The organism is Pseudomonas sp. FDAARGOS_761 (assembly GCF_013343155.1).
In the GTDB taxonomy this organism is placed as follows: domain Bacteria; phylum Pseudomonadota; class Gammaproteobacteria; order Pseudomonadales; family Pseudomonadaceae; genus Pseudomonas; species Pseudomonas aeruginosa.
Window position 1 is genome coordinate 2607309 of sequence record NZ_CP054572.1, and the last position, 19107, is coordinate 2626415.

16 protein-coding genes are annotated in these 19107 nt (G+C 70.0%); 12 read left to right on the forward strand and 4 right to left on the reverse strand.

Annotation, left to right across the window (positions count from 1 at the left end; all coding sequences use genetic code 11):
- Nucleotides 1-7: 7 nt before the first annotated feature.
- Genes FOC67_RS12230 through FOC67_RS12250 form a run of 5 tightly spaced genes read left to right on the forward strand, consistent with a single transcriptional unit; the run spans nucleotide 8 to nucleotide 5970 of the window.
- Nucleotides 8-841: a carbohydrate ABC transporter permease gene (locus FOC67_RS12230; protein ID WP_003111700.1), complete on the forward strand. Its 834-nt coding sequence runs from the start codon at nucleotides 8-10 to the stop codon at nucleotides 839-841.
- A 39-nt stretch (nucleotides 842-880) separates the two neighbouring features.
- A complete protein-coding gene (locus FOC67_RS12235) occupies nucleotides 881-1993 on the forward strand; it encodes an ABC transporter ATP-binding protein (RefSeq protein WP_003089446.1) in 1113 nt (370 codons plus the stop codon).
- A 22-nt stretch (nucleotides 1994-2015) separates the two neighbouring features.
- Nucleotides 2016-3491 (forward strand): mannitol dehydrogenase family protein, encoded by a 1476-nt coding sequence (locus FOC67_RS12240; RefSeq protein ID WP_009316116.1) that lies wholly within the window; start codon nucleotides 2016-2018, stop codon nucleotides 3489-3491.
- Complete coding sequence (gene xylB / locus FOC67_RS12245; RefSeq protein ID WP_073667788.1) at nucleotides 3488-4996, forward strand: xylulokinase; 1509 nt, start codon at nucleotides 3488-3490, stop codon at nucleotides 4994-4996. The genes FOC67_RS12240 and xylB overlap by 4 nt, the downstream gene beginning before the upstream one ends.
- A 41-nt stretch (nucleotides 4997-5037) precedes the next feature.
- Nucleotides 5038-5970 carry a carbohydrate kinase gene (locus tag FOC67_RS12250; protein ID WP_009316118.1) on the forward strand — a complete coding sequence of 311 codons (933 nt, stop codon included), beginning with the start codon at nucleotides 5038-5040 and terminating at the stop codon, nucleotides 5968-5970.
- Nucleotides 5971-6000: 30 nt separating this feature from the next.
- On the opposite strand, the gene FOC67_RS12255 is transcribed toward FOC67_RS12250, so the two are convergent.
- Nucleotides 6001-7236 (reverse strand): FAD/NAD(P)-binding oxidoreductase, encoded by a 1236-nt coding sequence (locus FOC67_RS12255; RefSeq protein WP_003131586.1) that lies wholly within the window; start codon nucleotides 7234-7236, stop codon nucleotides 6001-6003.
- A 418-nt stretch (nucleotides 7237-7654) separates the two neighbouring features.
- Here FOC67_RS12255 and FOC67_RS12260 point away from each other — a divergent pair, with 418 nt between their 5' ends.
- The 7 genes from FOC67_RS12260 (at nucleotide 7655) to FOC67_RS12290 (ending at nucleotide 15398) form a co-directional block, all read left to right on the forward strand.
- The gene (locus FOC67_RS12260; protein ID WP_003106870.1) at nucleotides 7655-8890 is read left to right on the forward strand and encodes an SfnB family sulfur acquisition oxidoreductase; all 1236 of its coding nucleotides are present in this window, start codon (nucleotides 7655-7657) and stop codon (nucleotides 8888-8890) included.
- 10 nt (nucleotides 8891-8900) lie between these two features.
- The gene (locus FOC67_RS12265) at nucleotides 8901-10118 is read left to right on the forward strand and encodes an SfnB family sulfur acquisition oxidoreductase (protein ID WP_003089457.1); all 1218 of its coding nucleotides are present in this window, start codon (nucleotides 8901-8903) and stop codon (nucleotides 10116-10118) included.
- Between the two features lie 17 nt (nucleotides 10119-10135).
- A complete protein-coding gene (locus tag FOC67_RS12270; RefSeq protein WP_015502895.1) occupies nucleotides 10136-11524 on the forward strand; it encodes an LLM class flavin-dependent oxidoreductase in 1389 nt (462 codons plus the stop codon).
- Nucleotides 11525-11555: 31 nt separating this feature from the next.
- Nucleotides 11556-12350 (forward strand): MetQ/NlpA family ABC transporter substrate-binding protein, encoded by a 795-nt coding sequence (locus FOC67_RS12275; protein WP_009316120.1) that lies wholly within the window; start codon nucleotides 11556-11558, stop codon nucleotides 12348-12350.
- The gene (locus FOC67_RS12280; protein ID WP_073646974.1) at nucleotides 12347-13456 is read left to right on the forward strand and encodes a methionine ABC transporter ATP-binding protein; all 1110 of its coding nucleotides are present in this window, start codon (nucleotides 12347-12349) and stop codon (nucleotides 13454-13456) included. Before FOC67_RS12275 ends, FOC67_RS12280 begins: the two co-directional genes overlap by 4 nt.
- A complete protein-coding gene (locus FOC67_RS12285) occupies nucleotides 13440-14093 on the forward strand; it encodes a methionine ABC transporter permease (RefSeq protein WP_003111646.1) in 654 nt (217 codons plus the stop codon). The genes FOC67_RS12280 and FOC67_RS12285 overlap by 17 nt, the downstream gene beginning before the upstream one ends.
- 177 nt (nucleotides 14094-14270) lie before the next feature.
- Nucleotides 14271-15398 carry a glycerophosphodiester phosphodiesterase gene (locus FOC67_RS12290; protein ID WP_003131579.1) on the forward strand — a complete coding sequence of 376 codons (1128 nt, stop codon included), beginning with the start codon at nucleotides 14271-14273 and terminating at the stop codon, nucleotides 15396-15398.
- Nucleotides 15399-15463: 65 nt separating this feature from the next.
- Here FOC67_RS12290 and zapE read toward each other — a convergent pair whose 3' ends face one another.
- The 3 genes from zapE to FOC67_RS12305 form a co-directional block, all read right to left on the reverse strand.
- Nucleotides 15464-16618 carry a cell division protein ZapE gene (gene zapE / locus FOC67_RS12295; protein WP_009316122.1) on the reverse strand — a complete coding sequence of 385 codons (1155 nt, stop codon included), beginning with the start codon at nucleotides 16616-16618 and terminating at the stop codon, nucleotides 15464-15466.
- Nucleotides 16619-16789: 171 nt separating this feature from the next.
- Complete coding sequence (locus tag FOC67_RS12300) at nucleotides 16790-17920, reverse strand: sigma-54-dependent Fis family transcriptional regulator (protein WP_009316123.1); 1131 nt, start codon at nucleotides 17918-17920, stop codon at nucleotides 16790-16792.
- A complete protein-coding gene (locus FOC67_RS12305; RefSeq protein ID WP_003139331.1) occupies nucleotides 17917-19101 on the reverse strand; it encodes an acyl-CoA dehydrogenase family protein in 1185 nt (394 codons plus the stop codon). The genes FOC67_RS12300 and FOC67_RS12305 overlap by 4 nt, the downstream gene beginning before the upstream one ends.
- Between the last annotated feature and the right edge of the window lie 6 nt (nucleotides 19102-19107).

Consider the following 19107-nt stretch of genomic DNA (forward strand, 5'->3'; position numbering starts at 1 on the left):
ACCCGCCATGCTGACACTCAAGCAATCCCGCCGCCTGCGCAACGGCCTGCTCGGCCTGCTCTGCTGGGGCATCGCCCTGCTGCTGTTCTTCCCGATCTTCTGGATGCTGCTGACCAGCTTCAAGAGCGAGATCGACGCCTTCGCCACGCCGCCGCAGTTCATCTTCCAGCCGACCCTGGAGAACTACCTGCACATCAACGAGCGCAGCGACTACTTCGCCTATGCCTGGAACTCGCTGCTGATCTCCTCCTCGGCGACCCTCCTGTGCATGCTCGTCGCGGTGCCGGCGGCCTACTCCATGGCCTTCTTCGAGACCCGCCGCACCAAGCGCACGCTGCTCTGGATGCTGTCGACCAAGATGCTTCCGCCGGTCGGCGTACTGATGCCGATCTACCTGCTGGCCAAGCAGTTCGGCCTGCTCGATTCGCGGCTGGCGCTGATCATCGTCTACACCCTGATCAACCTGCCGATCGTGGTCTGGATGGTGTACACCTACTTCAAGGACATCCCCGTGGACATCCTCGAAGCGGCGCGCCTGGACGGCGCCGGCACCTGGCAGGAGATCGTCCGCGTGCTGCTGCCGATCGCCCGCGGCGGGCTCGCCTCGACCCTGCTGCTGTCGCTGATCCTGTGCTGGAACGAGGCCTTCTGGTCGCTCAACCTGACCTCCTCGGCCGCCGCCCCGCTGACCGCCCTGGTCGCCTCCTATTCCAGCCCCGAAGGACTGTTCTGGGCCAAGCTCTCGGCCGTCTCCACCCTCGCCTGCGCGCCGATCCTGGTCTTCGGCTGGATCAGCCAGAAGCAGCTGGTACGCGGCCTTTCCTTCGGCGCCGTGAAATGAAGCGCATCCCCATCCTTTCGTCCACGGAGGTATTCCGCCATGGCTGATCTCAAGATCCGCAACCTGCAGAAAGGCTTCGACGGCCAGGCCATCATCAAGGGCATCGACCTCGACGTCCGCGACCGCGAGTTCGTGGTCTTCGTCGGCCCCTCCGGCTGCGGCAAGTCGACCCTGCTGCGCCTGATCGCCGGCCTCGAAGAGGCCAGCGGCGGCAGCATCGCCCTCGACGGCACGGACATCACCGACACCCCGCCGGCGAAGCGCGACCTGGCGATGGTCTTCCAGACCTACGCGCTGTACCCGCACATGACGGTGCGCAGGAACCTCTCCTTCGCCCTCGACCTGGCCGGCGTCGACAAGCGCGAGGTCGCCGCCAAGGTCGACGCCGCCGCACGCATCCTCGAACTGCAAGCGCTGCTGGAGCGCAAGCCGCGCCAGCTCTCCGGCGGCCAGCGGCAGCGGGTGGCGATCGGCCGGGCGATCGTGCGCAACCCGAAGATATTCCTCTTCGACGAACCGCTGTCCAACCTCGACGCCGCCCTGCGCGTGCAGATGCGCCTGGAACTGGCGCGGCTGCACCAGGAACTGGCGGCGACCATGATCTACGTGACCCACGACCAGGTCGAGGCGATGACCCTGGCGGACAAGGTCGTGGTGCTCAACGGCGGACGCGTCGAGCAGGTCGGCTCGCCGCTGGAGCTTTACCACCATCCGGCCAACCTGTTCGTCGCCGGCTTCCTCGGCACGCCGAAGATGGGCTTCCTGCGCGGCCATCTCAGCCGCAACCAGGGCGAGCGCTGCGAGGTCGCCCTCGAATGCGGCGCGCGCGTCGGCCTGCCGCTATGCGCCGGCGAGCTGGCCACCGGCAGCCCGGTGACCCTCGGTATCCGCCCGGAACACCTGAACATCGCCCGCCCGGGCCATGCCTTCCAGGGCCTGCTGCGGGTCGCCGCCGACGTCAGCGAGCGCCTGGGCAGCGACAGCTTCTGCCATGTCCGCGCCGACTCGGGGGAAATGCTCACCCTGCGCGTGCGCGGCGATTTCGCACCGGACTACGGCGCCCCCCTGGAGCTGGGCTTCGATCCGGCGCACTGCCATCTGTTCGACAGCAACGGCCAGGCCCTCGACAAACGACTGCAACAGGCGGCCTGAAGCCGCCAGCGGGAACCCACCGATGAAACTCAACCGGCAGCACCTCCCCCTGCTGGCGACCGCTGTCGCCCGCCCGTCCTACGACCCCGCGCAACTGCGCCAGGGCATCGTCCACATCGGCGTCGGCGGCTTCCACCGCGCGCACCAGGCGGCCTACACCGACGCCCTGATGAACCGCGGCGAAGCCCTCGACTGGGCGATCTGCGGCGCCGGCCTGCGCAGCGACGACCGCGCCATGCACGACGCCCTGGCCGCCCAGGACTACCTCTACACCCTCTACGAGCTGGGCGACCAACCGGACACCGAGGTCCGCGTGATCGGCGCCATCAGCGGCATGCTGCTCGCCGAGGACGGCGCCGAGGCGCTGCTGGAAAAGCTTGCCGAGCCGGCCATCCGCATCGTCTCGCTGACCATCACCGAAGGCGGCTACTGCATCGACGATGGCAGCGGCGAGTTCCTCGCCGAGTTGCCGCTGGTGCGCCACGACCTGGCCAACCCGCGGACCCCGCGCGGGGTCTTCGGCTTTCTCTGCGAGGCTCTGCGGCGGCGCCGCGACACAGGCGTGCCGGCGTTCACCGTGATGTCCTGCGACAACCTCCCGCATAACGGCGAAGTGGCGCGCAAGGCGCTGCTGGCCTTCGCCGAACGGCTCGACCCGGGGCTGGCGTGCTGGATCGCGACGCACGTCAGCTTTCCCAACGCCATGGTCGACCGCATCACGCCGATGACCAGCCCCGCCCACCGCCGCCAACTGGCCCAACGGCACGGCGTGGAAGACGCCTGGCCGGTGGTCTGCGAACCCTTCGTGCAATGGGTGCTGGAAGATCGTTTCAGCGCCGGGCGTCCGGCCTGGGAAAAGGTCGGCGTGCAGTTCACCGACGACGTCACGCCCTACGAGGAGATGAAGATCGGCCTGCTCAACGGCAGCCACCTGGCGCTCACCTACCTGGGCTTCCTGCGCGGCTACCGCTTCGTCCACGAGACCCTCGGCGACCCGCTGCTGCGCCGCTACGTGCGGACCTTCATGGACCGCGACGTGGCCCCACTGCTGGCGCCGGTACCGGGGATCGACCTGGAGCGCTACAAGGACAGCCTGGTCGAGCGCTTCGCCAACCGCGCCATCGCCGACCAACTGGAACGGGTCTGCTCGGACGGCTCGTCGAAGTTTCCCAAGTTCATCGTCCCCACCGCCAATCGGCTGATCGCCGCCGGCCGGCCGCTGGAACGGGTGGCCCTGGTGGTGGCGGCCTGGGCGCTGTACCTGGGCGGGGTCGACGAGCATGGCGAACGCTACCCGATTCCCGATCCGCGCGCCGCCGAATGCCAGGCGCTGGTTGCCGAACGCCACGGCCTGGGCCGGCGCCTGCTCGGCGTGGAGACCGTGTTCGGCCCGGCGATCCCGGCCTCGGCGGCCTTCGTCGAGGCCTTCGAGCGGCTCTACGACAGCCTGCGCCGACACGGCGTCAGCGAAACCCTGCGCCAGGTACTCGGCGAATGACTCCGGAGGGCCGCATGCACGGATTGTTCCTCGGCATCGATTGCGGCACCCAAGGCAGCAAGGCGCTGCTGCTCGACGCCGGCAGCGGCCGCACGCTGGGCCTGGGCAGCGCCGCGCAGCGCCCGCCGGAAGGCCGCGACGGACGCCGCGAGCAGGACCCGGCGGACTGGCTGGAAGCCATGGCCAGCGCGGTACGCATGGCCCTGGAAGAAGCCGCGGTGGACGGCCGCGAGGTCCGCGCCCTGGCGGTTTCCGCCCAGCAGCATGGGCTGCTCCTGCTCGACGCCGAGGGCCGGGCGCTGCGCCCGGCCAAGCTCTGGTGCGACACCGAGAGCGCGGCGGAGAACCGTGAGCTGCTGGAAGCCCTCGGCGGCCCGGCCGGCTCGCTGGAACGCCTGGGACTGGTGCTCGCGCCGGGCTACACGCTGTCCAAGCTGCTCTGGAGCAGGCGCCGCTTTCCCGAGCTGTTCGCCCGCGTCGCGCACATCCTCCTGCCCCACGACTACCTCAACCACTGGCTCACCGGCCGCGTCTGCAGCGAAGCGGGCGACGCCTCCGGCAGCGGCTACTTCGACGTGCGCCGGCGCACCTGGGCCAGCGACGTGCTGGAGCTGGTCGAGCCGGGCGGACGCCTGGCGGCGGCGCTGCCGGAGCTGATCGAGCCCGGCGCCTGCATCGGCAACCTGCGCCCCGAAGCGGCCGCCGCCCTCGGCCTGGCTCCCCACACGCGGGTCGCCGGCGGCGGCGGCGACAACATGCTCGCCGCCATCGGCACCGGCAACATCCGCCCCGGCCTGCTCACCGCCAGCCTGGGCACCTCCGGCACCCTGGCCGCCTATGCCGAGCGGCCGCTGGTCAGTCCGCACGGCGAGCTGGCGACCTTCTGCGCCTCGTCCGGCGGCTGGCTGCCGCTGGCCTGCACGATGAACCTCACCGGCGCCTGCGGCCTGGTACAGGACCTGCTGCACCTCGATCTCGACGAATTCTCCCGGCTGGCCGCCCAGGCGCCGGTCGGCGCCGAGGGTCTGCTGATGCTGCCGTTCTTCGACGGCGAGCGGGTTCCGGCGCTACCGCACGCCAGCGCCAGCCTGCATGGCATGACCGCGGCCAACCTGAGCCGAGCCAATCTTTGCCGGGCGGTGCTCGAAGGCACCGCCTTCGGCCTGCGCTACGGCCTCGACCTGCTGCGCGCCAGCGGCCTGCCGGGCGAGGAAATCCGCCTGGTCGGCGGCGCGGCGAAGAGCCCGCTGTGGCGGCGGACGCTCGCCGACCTGCTCGGCCTGCCGCTGGTCTGTCCACGGCAGACCGAGGCCGCCGCCCTTGGCGCGGCGCTCCAGGCGGCCTGGAGCCTGGGCCGCGAAAGCGGCGCCGGTGAAAGCCTGGAAGCCCTGTGCCGGCGCTGCGTGGCGCTCGACGAGGCGACCCGCACCCAGCCCCAGGCGCGACGACAGGCAGCCTACGAACAGGCCTACCGGCGTTACCTGGAGCACCTGCCTCCGCGATAATGGCCGGCTTTCCTTCCTCTTCTGGCGTTTTGGAGATCTGCATGTACCTGGTGTGTGGCGAGGCCCTTTTCGATGTCTTCAGCCTGGAAAGCGCTGCGCGCAGCAACGAGCTGGGCTTCACCGCGATCGCCGGCGGCTCGCCGTTCAACGTCGCCGTCGGCCTGCGCCGGCTGGGCGTGGAGGCGGCGCTGTTCGGCGGGCTGTCCAGCGACTACCTGGGCGCGCGGCTGCGCCGGGTGCTCGAAGAAGAAGGCGTGGACTGCGGCTTCCTGGTGCCCAGCGACGCCCCGACCACCCTGGCGATGGTCGGCCTCGACGCCAGCGGCTCGGCGCAATACCAGTTCCGCGGCGAGGGCTGCGCCGACCGCCAGGTGCGCCTGGAACACCTGCCGACGCTGGATGGGCGGATACGCGGGCTGCACGTCGGCTCCTACACCCTGGTGGTGACGCCGGTGGCCGACACCCTGCTGGCGCTGGTCCGGCGCGAGAGCGGCCGGCGCCTGGTCAGCCTGGATCCCAACGTGCGCCTCGACCCGCAGCCGGACATCGACCTCTGGCGGCGCCGGGTCGAGGCCTTCGCCAGTCATGCGCACCTGATCAAAGCCAGCGAGGAAGACCTGGCCCTGCTCTACCCCGACCGCGATCCTGGCGAGGTGGCCCGCGGCTGGCTGAACCCGCGCTGCCGGCTGGTCTTCGTCACCCACGGCGGCGCCGGCGCCAGCGTGCACTGCACCCACGGCAGCTGGAGTCGCCCGGCGGATACCGCCCTGGCGCTGCGCGATACGGTCGGCGCCGGCGATACCTTCCAGGCGGCGACCCTCGCCTACCTCCGCCGCCTCGACGCCGAAAGCCCGGCCGGGCTAGCCGCGCTGTCGCGGGAAGCGATCGACGCGATGCTCGCCTTCGCCATCCGCGCGGCGGCGGTCACCTGCTCGCGGGTGGGGCCGGACCTGCCGTTCGCCCACGAGCTTTGAGGCCGGTCAGGCCGAGGGCTGCCGCCCGGTCTAGCGCCCCGGCCGCGCCAGCCACTCCCGGCCCTTGAGCATGGCGTTCCAGTACACCCAGGGCAGTACGTGGCGCTTGAGCAGCCAGGCGAAGCGGCTGGCCGCGGTGGGCTCCAGCGGGAAGGTCGGCAGCAGCTTGCCGGCGTAGCCGAACTCCGCCAGCACCACCCGGCCGCGCTCGACGGTCAGCGGGCAACCGCCGTAACCGTCGTAGCGCAGCGGCAGGCCACGGCCGCTGCGCAGGCCGAGAAGGTTCTCGGCCACCACCACGATCTGCTTGCGCGCCGCCGCCGCGGTCTTCGCGTTGGCGGTGCCGCAGACATCGCCGAGGGCGAAGATCTCGCCATGGCGGACATGTTGCAGGGTCGCCGGGTCGACTTCGCACCAGCCGGCCGCGTCGCCCAGGCCGCTGGCGGCGACGAAGGTCGGCGGCAGTTGCGGCGGCACCACGTGCAGCAGGTCGAAGTCCTTTTCCGCCAGATTGGTGTTGCCGTCGGCGTCCTTCACCTCGAACCAAGCCTTGCGCGCCGCGCCGTCGACCTTCACCAGGTTGGAATTGAACGCCAGCTCGGCCGAATACTTGCGCACGTATTCCATCAGCGGCGGAACGAAATCGGCGACGCCGAACAACGCCGCGCCGGCCAGGTCGAACTCGACCTCGATGTCTTGCAGCACGCCCTCCCGCAGCCAGTGGTCGCAGGACAGGTACATGGCTTTCTGCGGCGCCCCGGCGCACTTGATCGGCATCGCCGGCTGGGTGAACAGCGCCTTGCCGCCACGCAGGCCGCGCACCAGCTCCCAGGTGTAGGGCGCCAGGTCGTAGCGGTAGTTGGAGGTGACGCCGTTGCGCCCGAGGGTCTCCTCCAGGCCCTCGATGCGCTCCCAGGCCAGGCGCAGGCCGGGGCAGACGATCAGGTTGCGGTATTCCAGGCTGCCGCCACTCTCCAGCAGTAGCCGGCGCGCCTCGGGGTCGACCCGCTCGACACGGGTGCGCAGCCACTCCACGCCGGGCGGGACCAGCCCGGCCATCGGCCGCGCGGTGTCGCCCTGGGCGTAGGCGCCGCCACCGACCAGGGTCCAGCCCGGTTGGTAGTAGTGGGTGTCCGCCGGCTCGATCAGGCTGATACGCAACCCCGGCGAACGTTTCAGCAGGCTGGCGATCACGCCGATGCCGGCCGCGCCGCCGCCGATCACGGCGATGTCGGTGGTGAGTTCTGAAGCGTTAGCGCTCTGCATGGGAGTTCCTTCGACGATCCGAGTGGGTGGGCGCGCGCCAGGCCGCCGCGCGCGAAACCCTATCACCCTAGCAGCACGGCGCCGGCGCGCGGCATCCGGCTGTAATCCGCCGGTAACTGTTGCCCTGGCAACAGCGGAGCAACAGGCAGCGCCCGCGGACCAGCAGAAACTGTTGGAGCAAACCTCCAACTCTTTGATTTTTCTATTGATTAGCAAACGGCACGGCTTGTGCAAACAGACCTGGCAGAGGCTTGGCGATCGCGCCAGCCACCTATCCGAACTGCCAGAGGTGCCCAGCGAGCATGTCGTTACCGCCTGTTTCCCCTCCCTCCTCCAGGCGTTCCACCCGCACCACCGAACCCGCGAGCCGCGCCACACCGATGCCGCTGGCGGAACCACCACGCTGCAAGGCTGAACCATGACCGACGAAACCGCACCCAAGGATCTTCGTGACCAGGCGCCCCGGCTACTCCCGGCACGCCTCATCGAGAACGACGCCCAGGCGTTGCAGGCCGCCCACGAGGTAGCCGGACTGGCCCGTCGCGAAGCGGCGCTACGCGACCGCGAACGACGCCTGCCCTGGCAGGAACTGGAACTCTTCACCCGCCTCGGCCTGGGCGGCATCGGCATTCCCCGCGCCCATGGCGGCGCGCAGGTTTCCCACGTGACCCTGGCCGAGGTGTTCCGTGTCATCTGTGCCGCCGACCCGGCGCTCGGACAGATTCCGCAGAACCAGTTCGGCCTGCTCAGCGTGATCGACAACGTCGCCAGCCCGGCGCAGAAACGCAAGCTGTTCCGTGGCATCCTCGACGGCCGCCGGCTGGCCAACGCCGGCCCGGAGCGCAATACCCGCCATACCCTGGAGCTGAAGGCGCGGGTCCGTCGCGACGGCGACGGCTACCGGGTCAGCGGCGAGAAGTTCTACTCCACCGGCGCCTTGTTCGCCCACTGGGTGGCGGTCAAGGCCATCGACGAGGAAGAGCGCGCGGTGATGCTCTTCGTCGAGCGCGGCGCTCCCGGCCTGCGCATCGTCGACGACTGGTCCGGCTTCGGCCAGCGCACCACCGCCAGCGGCACGGTACTGCTGGACGAGGTTCCGGTAGCCGGCGACATGCTGATCCACAACGGCCTGCTGGCCGAGATCCCGAGCCTCCAGGGCGCCGTCTCGCAACTGATCCAGGCCGCCATCGACGCCGGCATCGCCCAGGCGGCGCTGGACGACGCCCAGGCGTTCGTCCGCGAACGCAGCCGGCCCTGGATCGACGCCCAGGTCGAACGCGCCAGCGACGAGCTTTACAGCATCGCCGAGGTCGGCCGCCTGCAAATCGAGCTGCACGCCGCCAACGCCCTGCTGGAGAAGGCCGGCCAGGTCCTCGACGAGGTGGCCGCGCGGCCGGTGGACGCCGAGTCGGCGGCACGCGCCTCGATCGCCGTGGCCGAGGCCAAGGTGCTGAGCACCGAGATCAGCCTGGCGGCCAGCGAGAAGCTCTTCGAGCTGGCCGGCAGCCGCGCCACGCTTGCCGAGTTCAACCTCGACCGGCACTGGCGCAACGCCCGCACCCACACCCTGCACGACCCGGTACGCTGGAAGGTCCACGCGGTCGGCGACTACTACCTGAACGGCGCCCGTCCGGCGCGTCACTCATGGATCTGAGGAGCGCCCGATGAGCCTCGCACACGCTACGCGCGACAATCCCACGGCCGCTGCCCATCGCATCGGCAGCGACGACGAAGCCCTGGAAACGGCCCGCGAGCTGGCCGCCCTGTTCGCCCGCGAAAGCATCCAGCGCGACCGCGAGCGGCGCCTGCCGCTGGAAGAACTGGAACTGTTCTCCCGCTCCGGCCTGTGGGGCATCGCGGTGCCCCGCGAATACGGCGGGGCCGGCGTCTCGCGGGTGACCCTGGCGAAGGTGGTGGCGATCGTCAGCGCCGCCGACAGTTCCCTGGGGCAGATTCCGCAGAACCATTTCTACGCCCTCGAAGTGCTGCGGGTGAACGGCTCGCCGGCGCAGAAAGGTCGCCTGTTCGGCGCCGCCCTGGCCGGCGAGCGTTTCGGCAACGCCCTGGCCGAGATCGGCACGCGTACCGCCAGCGAGCGCCGTACCCGCCTGCGCGCCGACGGCGACGGCTACCGCCTGGACGGGCGCAAGTTCTACTGCACCGGCGCACTCTACGCGCAGCGGGTGCCGACCCTGGCGGTGGACGACGAGGGCCGCCAGCAACTGGCCTTCGTCCCGCGCGACAGCGCCGGGCTGGAAATCGTCGACGACTGGTCCGGCTTCGGTCAACGCACCACCGGCAGCGGTTCGGCGCTGTTCGACCGGGTAGCGGTGGCCGCCGAGGACGTGGTCTCGTTCCAGGACGCCTTCGAGCGCCCGACCACCGTCGGCCCGCTGGCGCAGATCCTCCACGCGGCGATCGACGCCGGGATCGCCCGCGGCGCCTTCGAGGACACCCTGCGTTTCGTCCGCGAGCGCGCCCGGCCCTGGGTCGACTCCGGCGTCGACAAGGCCAGCGACGACCCACTGACCATCCACGAGATCGGCCGCCTGGCGATCCGCCTGCACGCCGCCGAAGCGCTGCTGGAGCGTGCCGGGCGGGTGCTCGACCGGGCCACCGCCGAGCCGGACGCGGAAAGCGTGGCGGCCGCCTCGATCGCCGTCGCCGAAGCCCGCGCGCTGACCACCGAGGTCGCCCTGCTGGCCGGCAGCAAGCTGATCGAGCTTGGCGGCAGCCGCGCCTGTCTCGCCGAACTCGGTCTCGACCGCCACTGGCGCAACGCCCGCGTACACACCCTGCACGACCCGGTGCGCTGGAAGTACCACGCGGTCGGCGACTACTACCTCAACGGCCGCCTGCCGCCACGCCGCGGCACGCTCTGAACGCCGAAGGAACCGCCATGAGCAAGAAGCAGATTCTCCTAAACGCCTTCAGCATGAATTGCGTCGGCCATATCAACCACGGCCTCTGGACCCACCCGCGCGACCGCTCCAGCGACTACCGCAAACTGCGCCACTGGACCGAGCTGGCCCGGCTGCTGGAGCGCGGCCTGTTCGACGGCCTGTTCATCGCCGATATCCTCGGCGTCTACGACGTCTACCAGGGCGGCATCGAGGTGACCGCCCGCGAAGCCGTCCAGTTGCCGGTGAACGACCCGCTGATGCTGGTCTCGGCCATGGCCGGGGTCACCGAGCACCTGGGTTTCGGCGTCACCGCCAACCTCACCTACGAGGCGCCCTACCCGTTCGCCCGGCGGCTCTCGACCCTCGACCACCTGAGCGACGGGCGGATCGGCTGGAACATCGTCACCGGCTACCTGGAAAGCGCGGCCAAGGCCATGGGCCAGTCCGCGCAGATCGAGCACGACCGCCGCTACGACCGCGCCGACGAGTACCTGGAGGTCCTCTACAAGCTCTGGGAGGGCAGCTGGGAAGACGACGCGGTGCTCGCCGACCGCCAGCGACGGGTCTACGCGCGGCCGGAGAAGATCCACAAGGTCCGTCACCATGGCGAGTTCTACCAGGTCGAGGGCTACCACCTCGCCGAGCCCTCTCCACAGCGCACCCCGGTGCTGTTCCAGGCCGGCTCCTCGGAGCGTGGCCTGGCCTTCGCCGCGCGCCACGCCGAATGCGTGTTCGTCTCCGGACAGACCCGCGAGGCCACCCGCCAACTGGTGCAGCGCATCCGCGCGGCGGTGGTCGGCGCCGGCCGTCGCGCCGAGGACATCAGGATCTTCATGGGCATCAACGTGATCGTCGCCGCCACCGCGGCCGAGGCCCGCGACAAGCATGCCGAGTACCGCCGCTACGCCAGCCCCGAGGCCGGCCTGGCGCACTTCGCCAGCTCCAGCGGCATCGACCTGTCGCGCTACGGGCTCGACGAGCCGATCCGCTACGAGAAGAACAACGCCATCGAGTCGGTGGTGAAGAACCTCACCGTGGCGCGCACCGACTCCACCGTGCGCAAGCTCCTCGACCAGTTGGCCCTGGGCGGCCGCTACGTGACCCTGGTAGGCGACCCGCGCCAGGTCGCCGACGACCTCGAAGGCTGGATCGCCGATACCGGCCTGGACGGCTTCAACCTGACCCGCACCGTGGAGCCGGAGAGCTACGCCGACTTCATCGATCTGGTGGTGCCCGAGTTGCAGGCACGCGGCAGCTACAAGACCGCCTACGCCCCCGGCACCCTGCGGGAGAAGCTCTTCGGCGGCGGCCGCGCGCGCCTGCAGGCGGAACACGCCGGCGCCGCCTTCCGCCAGCACCCGGCCGCGCGCCAGCGCCAGGCCTGACCCCACTTTCCCTTTCGTTCAGGAGCCCACCATGCTGAACACCCTGAAAACCCTGAGCCTGGCCGTCCTCCTCGGCAGCGGCCCGGCCCAGGCCGCCGACGCCCCGCTGAAGATCGGCACCACCGCCGCCTTCGCCCCGCCGCTGGAAGTCGCCGTGAGCGAAGCCGGCAAGCAGGGACTGAAGGTCGAACTGGTCGAGTTCAGCGACTGGAACGCCCCCAACATCACCCTCGCCCAGGGCGACATCGACGCCAACTACTTCCAGCACGTGCCCTTCCTGGAAAACGCCAACCGCGAAGGCGGCTTCCGGCTGAAGCCGTTCGCGCCGGGGATCATCAACAACGTCGGGCTCTATTCGAAGCGCTACGCCAGCCTCGCAGAGTTGCCGGAAGGCGCCAGCGTGGCCATCGCCAACGACCCGATCAATGGCGGCCGCGGCCTGCAACTGCTACAGAAGGCCGGCCTGCTGAAGCTCAGGGACGGCGTCGGCTACAAGGCGACCCTCGACGATATCGTCGACAACCCGAAGGACATCCGCATCACCGAGCTGGAGGCGGTGCAACTGGCGCGCGCCCTCGACGATTTCGACCTGGCCCAGGGCTACCCGCACTACCTGCGCCTGGCCGGGACCATCGACCCGACCCGGGCGCTGCTGTTCGACGGGATCGACAACCGGGAATACGTGATCCAGTTCGTCACCCGCGGCGACTACCAGGACCGCGACGGCCGCCTGGCGCGCTTCGTCGACATCTACCAGCATTCGCCGGTGGTCCGCGCCGCGCTGGACAAGGCCCATGGCACGCTGTACCAGCCGGGCTGGGAGTGACGACCATGACCGTTCCCCCGAGCCTGCTGCCCCTCGAACCGTTCCCGACGGCGCCCGACACGCGCGCCTCCACGCCGCACATCCGTCTCCACGGCCTGGGCAAGCGCTACCCCGGCGGGGTCCAGGCCCTGCGGGAGATCGACCTGGAAATCCGCCGCGGCGAAGTGTTCGGCATCATCGGCCGCAGCGGCGCCGGCAAGTCCTCGCTGATCCGCACCCTCAATCGCCTGGAGCGTCCCAGCGAGGGGCAGGTGCTGATCGACGGCGAGGACATCGGCGGCTACGACGGCCAGCGTCTGGTCGCCCTGCGCCGACGCATCGGCATGATCTTCCAGCACTTCAACCTGATGTCGGCCAAGACCGTGTGGCAGAACATCGCCCTGCCGCTGCGGGTGGCCGGGGTGCCCCGGGCACGGATCGAGGAGCGGGTCGCCGGGCTGCTGCAACTGGTCGGCCTGGAGGAAAAACGCGACGCCTACCCGGCGCAGCTCTCCGGCGGGCAGAAACAGCGCGTCGGCATCGCCCGCGCGCTGGTGCACCAGCCGCAGATCCTGCTCTGCGACGAAGCCACCTCGGCGCTGGACCCGGAGAGCACCCAGGCGATCCTCGCGCTGCTGCGCGACATCAACCGCCGGCTGGGCCTGACCATCGTCCTGATCACCCACGAGATGGCGGTCATCCGCGAGATCTGCGACCGCGTGGTGGTCCTCGAATGCGGCCGCATCGTCGAACAGGGCGAAGTCTGGGAAGTCTTCGGCGATCCGCGCCATGCCGTCACCCGAAGCCTGCTCGGCAGCCTGCGCGCCGCCCTCCCGGCCGACCTCCAGGCGCGCCTGCGCCAGGCTCCCGGCGCCGGCGACCCGGTGCTGCTCGATCTCCAGTACACCGGCGCCAGCCGACGGGTGCCGGACCTGCTAGCCATCGCCAGGGCCATCGGCCAGCGCGTCGACCTGCTCCACGGCGGCATAGAGCGGATCCAGGGCCGCGCCCTGGGGCGCCTGCTGCTACAGGTCGGCGCGCCGCCCGGCGAGCTTCCCGGCGTGCTGGCCAAGGCCGCGCTGGTGGCGGACAAGGTGGAGGTGCTCGGCCATGTCGCCCATGCTTGAACGGCTCTGGCAAGGTTTCCTCGATACGCTGCTGATGATCGGCGCGTCCTCCGCCATCGTCCTGCTGGTGGGTATCCCGCTGGCCCTGGTGCTGGTCACCACCGGGCCGGGCGGGATCTTCGAGGCGCGCCTGCTCAATCGCATCCTGGGCGGTCTGGTCAACGTGCTGCGCTCGGTACCCTTCCTGATCCTGATGGTGGCGCTGATTCCCTTTACCCGGATGATCGTCGGCACCAGCTATGGCGTCTGGGCCGCGGTGGTGCCGCTGACCATCGCCGCCACGCCGTTCTTCGCGCGGATCGCCGAGGTCAGCCTGCGCGAAGTCGACCACGGCCTGGTGGAGGCGGCCCAGGCGATGGGCTGCGAACGCCGCCACATCATCTGCAACGTACTGTTACCGGAGGCGCGACCGGGCATCGTCGGCGGCTTCACCATCACCCTGGTGACCATGATCAATTCCTCGGCCATGGCCGGCGCGATCGGTGCCGGCGGCCTGGGCGACCTGGCCTACCGCTACGGCTACCAGCGCTTCGACACCCAGGTGATGCTCACCGTGATCATCGTCCTTGTGCTGCTGGTCACGTTGATCCAGTTCGGCGGCGACCGCCTGGCCCGCCTGCTGAACAAACGCCTGTAGAATCCGCCCTCCCGGCCTGGGAGGGCTGGCGCTTTGCCGAGGGCGACAGGAACCAGCGTCGCCGCGACAGCGCATCTTTCCCCGCGCCGGACAGACCTGTATCTGTCGTCCTGCGGTCATCCGGCGACGCCAGACTGGTCGGCAATCCCGTGAAAAAGAAAGAAGGAAAGGCGCCTCATGCGGCAAAGATTCTGGCAAGGAACATTCAAGACCCTGGGCTTCCTCGGCCTGACGGCGGGGCTCGCCGCCCAGGCCGCGGAGCCGTCCGGCAAGGCCCTCAGCGCCGCCGCCGGCGTGCCCTGGCCGGCGGTCATCGCCCACCGCGGCGCCTCGTACGACGCCCCCGAGGAAACCGCCGCGGCCTACCTGCTGGCCCGCGACCTCGGCGCCGACTACCTGGAAGCCGACGTGCAGCGCAGCCGCGACGGCGTACTGGTCGCCCTCCACGACGACACCCTGGAGCGCACCACCGACGTCGCCGAGGTCTTCCCGGGACGCGCCAAGGACCCGGTGAGCAGCTTCACTCTCGCCGAACTCAAGCGCCTGGACGCCGGCTCCTGGTTCAATCGCGCCTTCCCCGAGCGCGCCCGGCCCGGCTTCGTCGGCCTGCGCATCCTCACCCTCGACGAGATGCTCGACATCGCCGAGGGCGGCGCCAACAAGCCGGGCCTGTACCTGGAGACCAAGGTACCGGCGCAATTCCCCGGCATCGAAGACGACCTGCGCAAGCTGCTGGAACGCCGCGGCTGGCTGCAACCCCGCGAGCGCGCCGCCGCCGGGCATGTCGACGTGGCCCACGGCAATGGCCGGGTGATCCTGCAGACCTTCGAGAAGAGCAGCCTGGAACTGCTGCAAGAAAGCATGCCGCAAGTGCCGAAGATTCTCCTGCTGTGGCTCGGTGACGGCTACCTGGAAGCCCGTTCGCCAGTGACCTTCAAGGAATCCGGGGAAACCGACAAGGCGGCCTTCTACGCCAGGCAGGAAGTGAAGTCCGAAGCCGAGTTCGGCGCCTGGCTGGACTGGGCCAAGGCCCACGGCGCGCTGGGCACCGGGCCCTCGGCGACCCTCAGCGAACGCGGCGAACAGAGCTACGCCGACCTGGTGAAACCCTGGATGAACCGCATGACCCACGCGCGCGGGTTGTTCATCCATGCCTACTCGGTGGACTCGGCGGAAGACTTCAAGGCCCTAGGCGCGGCCGGCGTCGACGGTTTCTTCACCAACCGCACCTCGGAACTGCTGAAGTTCCAGGGCCGCCCGGCGGCGCAAGACATGGACGCGCTGCTGCGCCGGCACGGCTACTGAGCCTCGGCCTGGCCGGCGGATGAGCGCGGGCGGCCATCCGCAGTTCCCGCTTCGGCGGCGCGGCGCTAGCCGGCGCTGTCGCTGCCGAAGCGCGCCAACTGCATCTCGCGCAGCCGGCTGAGGGTGCGACGGAAGGCGAAGGCCAGGTAGCCCTCGGTATAAAGTGCCTCCAACGGCACCCTGGCCTCCAGGTAGAGCGGCACCTTGCGGTCGTAGCATTCGTCCACCAGGGCGATGAAGCGCCGCACGCCGTCGTCGTGCACCGACAACTGCGGCAATTCGCGATCCCCCGCCTCCACCAGTTGCGCGCCGTCCTCGGTGCCACGGGCTATGCGGCCTTCGCGCTGGCTGGCGCTCAGGCACGGCAGGTCGTCCATCAGGATCGCCCGGTAGCGGTCGCAAAGGCCGATGAAGTCCAGCGCCGACAGCGGTACCTCGCAGAGCTGCGCATAGCTGCACCAGAGCACCGACTCGCTGTGCCGGCGCACCGCCAGCGGGCGGTGCCCCAGCTCGATGGGCTGCGCGGACACCACTTCGCCGGCGCTCAGGCGCGCGAAGAGTTCGACGAAACCGCCCGCCTGCCCCGCCTCCACCACCCAGTAGCGTTGCTCGGCCCGGCCGGGATGCAGGCGGTGGTCCTCGCCGCCATCCACCGCGACCACCGCCATGTGCCGCTGGATCGCCTCGATCGCCGGGAGGAAGCGTTCGCGGTTGAAGCCGTCGGCGTACAACTGCTCCGGCGGCTGGTTGGAAGTGGCGACCAGCACCACGCCCTCCTCGAACATGATGCGCAGCAGGCTGCCGAGCAGGATGGCGTCGCCGATATCGCTGACGAACAGCTCGTCGAAGCACAGCACCCGCACGTCCCGCGCCAACTCGCGGGCCAGGGCGCGCAACGGGTCGGCTGTACCGGTCAGTTCGAACTGGCGCTGGTGCACCCATTGCATGAAGTGGTGGAAGTGCTGGCGCCGCGCGGGCACGCGCAGGCACTGGTAGAAGTGATCCATCAGCCAGGTCTTGCCGCGTCCTACCGGTCCCCACAGGTAGACGCCCTGGATCGCGCCGTGGCGGTGCGGCTCGTGCAGGGCCTGGAAACAACGCTCCAGCGCCTCGGCGGCGCGCCGCTGCGCCTCGTCGGGAGCGAAACCGCGCTGTTCCACGGCCTGACGATAGGCGGCGAGCGGCGACATGGCCGGCAGATCGGGAGAGGTATCGGGCATCGGGCAGTTCCACCTGGCGCAGAGCGCGGAGCCAGACGCTCCGCAAAGCGCCGAGTCTACTGCGCCCGGCTGGGTTTGGGCGAATGCCGCAGCGCCGGCACGGCGGATAGTCGCGGGAGGTTGGCCGAATAACCGCTTGCGCTTATCCGCCGCGATCCCGAGCGCCTGAACTCAGATCGACAACCGCACCGCCCGCTCGCCATCGATCCGCTGGCCACCGCGCTTGTTCACCACCAGCTCGCCGATGGCGATCAGCCGCGTGCGCGTGACGTTGCGGCTGAGTCCCAGCAGGTTGGCGGTATGCACCTGGTTGCCATGGCAGAAACGGTACGCCGCGCGCAGCAGGGCATCCTCGACCCGCCCATGGAGGTTCTCGCCCTGCTCTTCGAACAGCCGCTGGAAAGCCTGCTGCAACAAGTGCTCGGCGGCGCCGCTCGCCGGGACCCCGCGCGCCAGCTCCTCGCCACGCTCCAGGCGCAGGTTGGACAGGTGCAGGTCATCGGCGCGGATCAGCCCGTCGCGGCAGATCAGCAAGGTATGGTGGATGACGTTCTCCAGCTCGCGGATGTTCCCCGGCCAGGAATAGGCGCGCAACTTCTGCGCCGCCTCCGGGCTCAACTGGCTCTGGCCGTAGCCCAGGCGACGGCTGTACTCGGCGATGAAGTGGCGGGTCAGCGGCAGGATGTCGCCGGGTCGCTCGCGCAACGGCGACAGCTCCAGGCTGACGACATTGAGCCGGTAGTACAGGTCCTCGCGGAAGTGCCCGGCGTTGATCGCCCGCTCCAGTTGCACGTTGGTCGCCGCCAGCACGCGCACGTCGATGGGGATGCTCTTGCGCGAACCCAGGCGCACCACCTCGCGCTCCTGCAACACACGCAGCAGCTTGACCTGGATCGGCATCGGCAGGTCGCCGATCTCGTCGAGGAACAGGGTGCCGCCGTTGGCTTCCTCGAACCAGCCGGCCTTGGCCGCCAGGGCGCCCGTAAAGGCGCCCTTCTCGTGGCCGAACAGCTCGGCTTCCACCAGTGACTCGGAGAAGGCCCCGCAGTTGACCGCCACGAACGGGCCGTTGCGCCGCGCGCTGAGGTTGTGGATATGCCGCGCCACCAGTTCCTTGCCGGTGCCGGTCTCGCCGATCACCAGCACGCTGGCCTCGCTCGGCGCCACCTGGCACAGGTGTTCGAGCAGGGCCTGGGACTTCGGGTCCTCGAAGACCTGGGCGGTGGCGCGGATCGAGGTCGCCAGGTTCGGCGAACGTGGCAGCGTCAGCAGCCGGTCGGGAGTATGGGTAGAAGCGTTCATGAGTAGAAGGTCGGTTGCGGCGGTGACTGGTTCAGCGCCCAGTCGCCCAGCTCGCGGATCTTGTAGTCCAGCGGGTCGTGCAGGGTCTGGGTGCGCAGGTTGCGCCAGTAGCGGTCCAGGCGCAGGGCGGCGTGAGTGGAGCGGGCGCCGGTGACTTCGAACATGCGGTTGCACAGGTCGAGGCCGTTGCGCGTCGCGGCGACCTTGGCGGCGGCGATGGCCAGGGCCAACTGGCCGCGCTCGCTGGCGTCCAGCGCCGGGCCCTCGGACCAGGCGGCGTCGAGGCGCTGCGCGGCGCGCTCGACCAGCGCCCGGGTGCTTTCCAGGCCGACCCAGAATTCGCCGTAGCGCGCCAGCACATAGGGGTCGGCATTGGCCTCGGCGACCTCGGAGCGGAACCACGGTCGCGCTTCGCGCAGGGTGTACTGGCGAGCCTCCTCGAAGGCGCCTTCGGCGATGCCGAGGAACACCTCGGTGAAGATCAACTGGGCGATCAGCGGCCGCAGGCAGGCGAACGGCGTGCTCAGCGGCCCGGGATCGAGCAGCAACTCGCTCTCCTCCACCCGCACCCGCTCGAAGATCGCGCTGCCGCTGTCGGTCTGCCGCTGGCCCATGTTGTCCCAATCCTGGCCCAGGCTGATACCGCTGCGCGCGGTGGGGATGGCGGCGATCAGCAGCGCCCCGCCCTCGCCGTCCAGCGCCGAGGCGATGAGCATCTCCGAATCGCGGGCGCCGGAGCAGAAGCTCTTCTTCCCGGAGAACTCGCGCCAGCCGTCGAAGCGCCGGGCCACGGTACGGTTGTCCAGCGGATTCAGCGCGTTGCCCCAGAACCAGCGGTTGCGCGCGGTCAGCTCGAACCATGGCTGCCATTGCTCGGGCCGCGAGAACAGGCGCACGGTGGCCAGCATCAGGTGCTGGAAGCCGTAGACGTGGGCGATCGAGCTGTCGACCCGGGCCAGTTCGCGCACGGTTTGCAGGGTTTCGCTCCAGCTCGCCCCCAGGCCGCCGTATTCGCGCGGAATGATCAGCGACAACAGGCCGCTGCGGCGCAACGCGTCGCGCTCGGCCTTCGGGGTGCCGCCGGCGACGTCGCGCTCGGCGGCGTTCTCGGCGAAATCGGCGGCCAGGCGCCGGGCAATCTGCAACGGCGTTTGCGCCTCGGGGCGGGTCTTCGCATTCACAGGGCG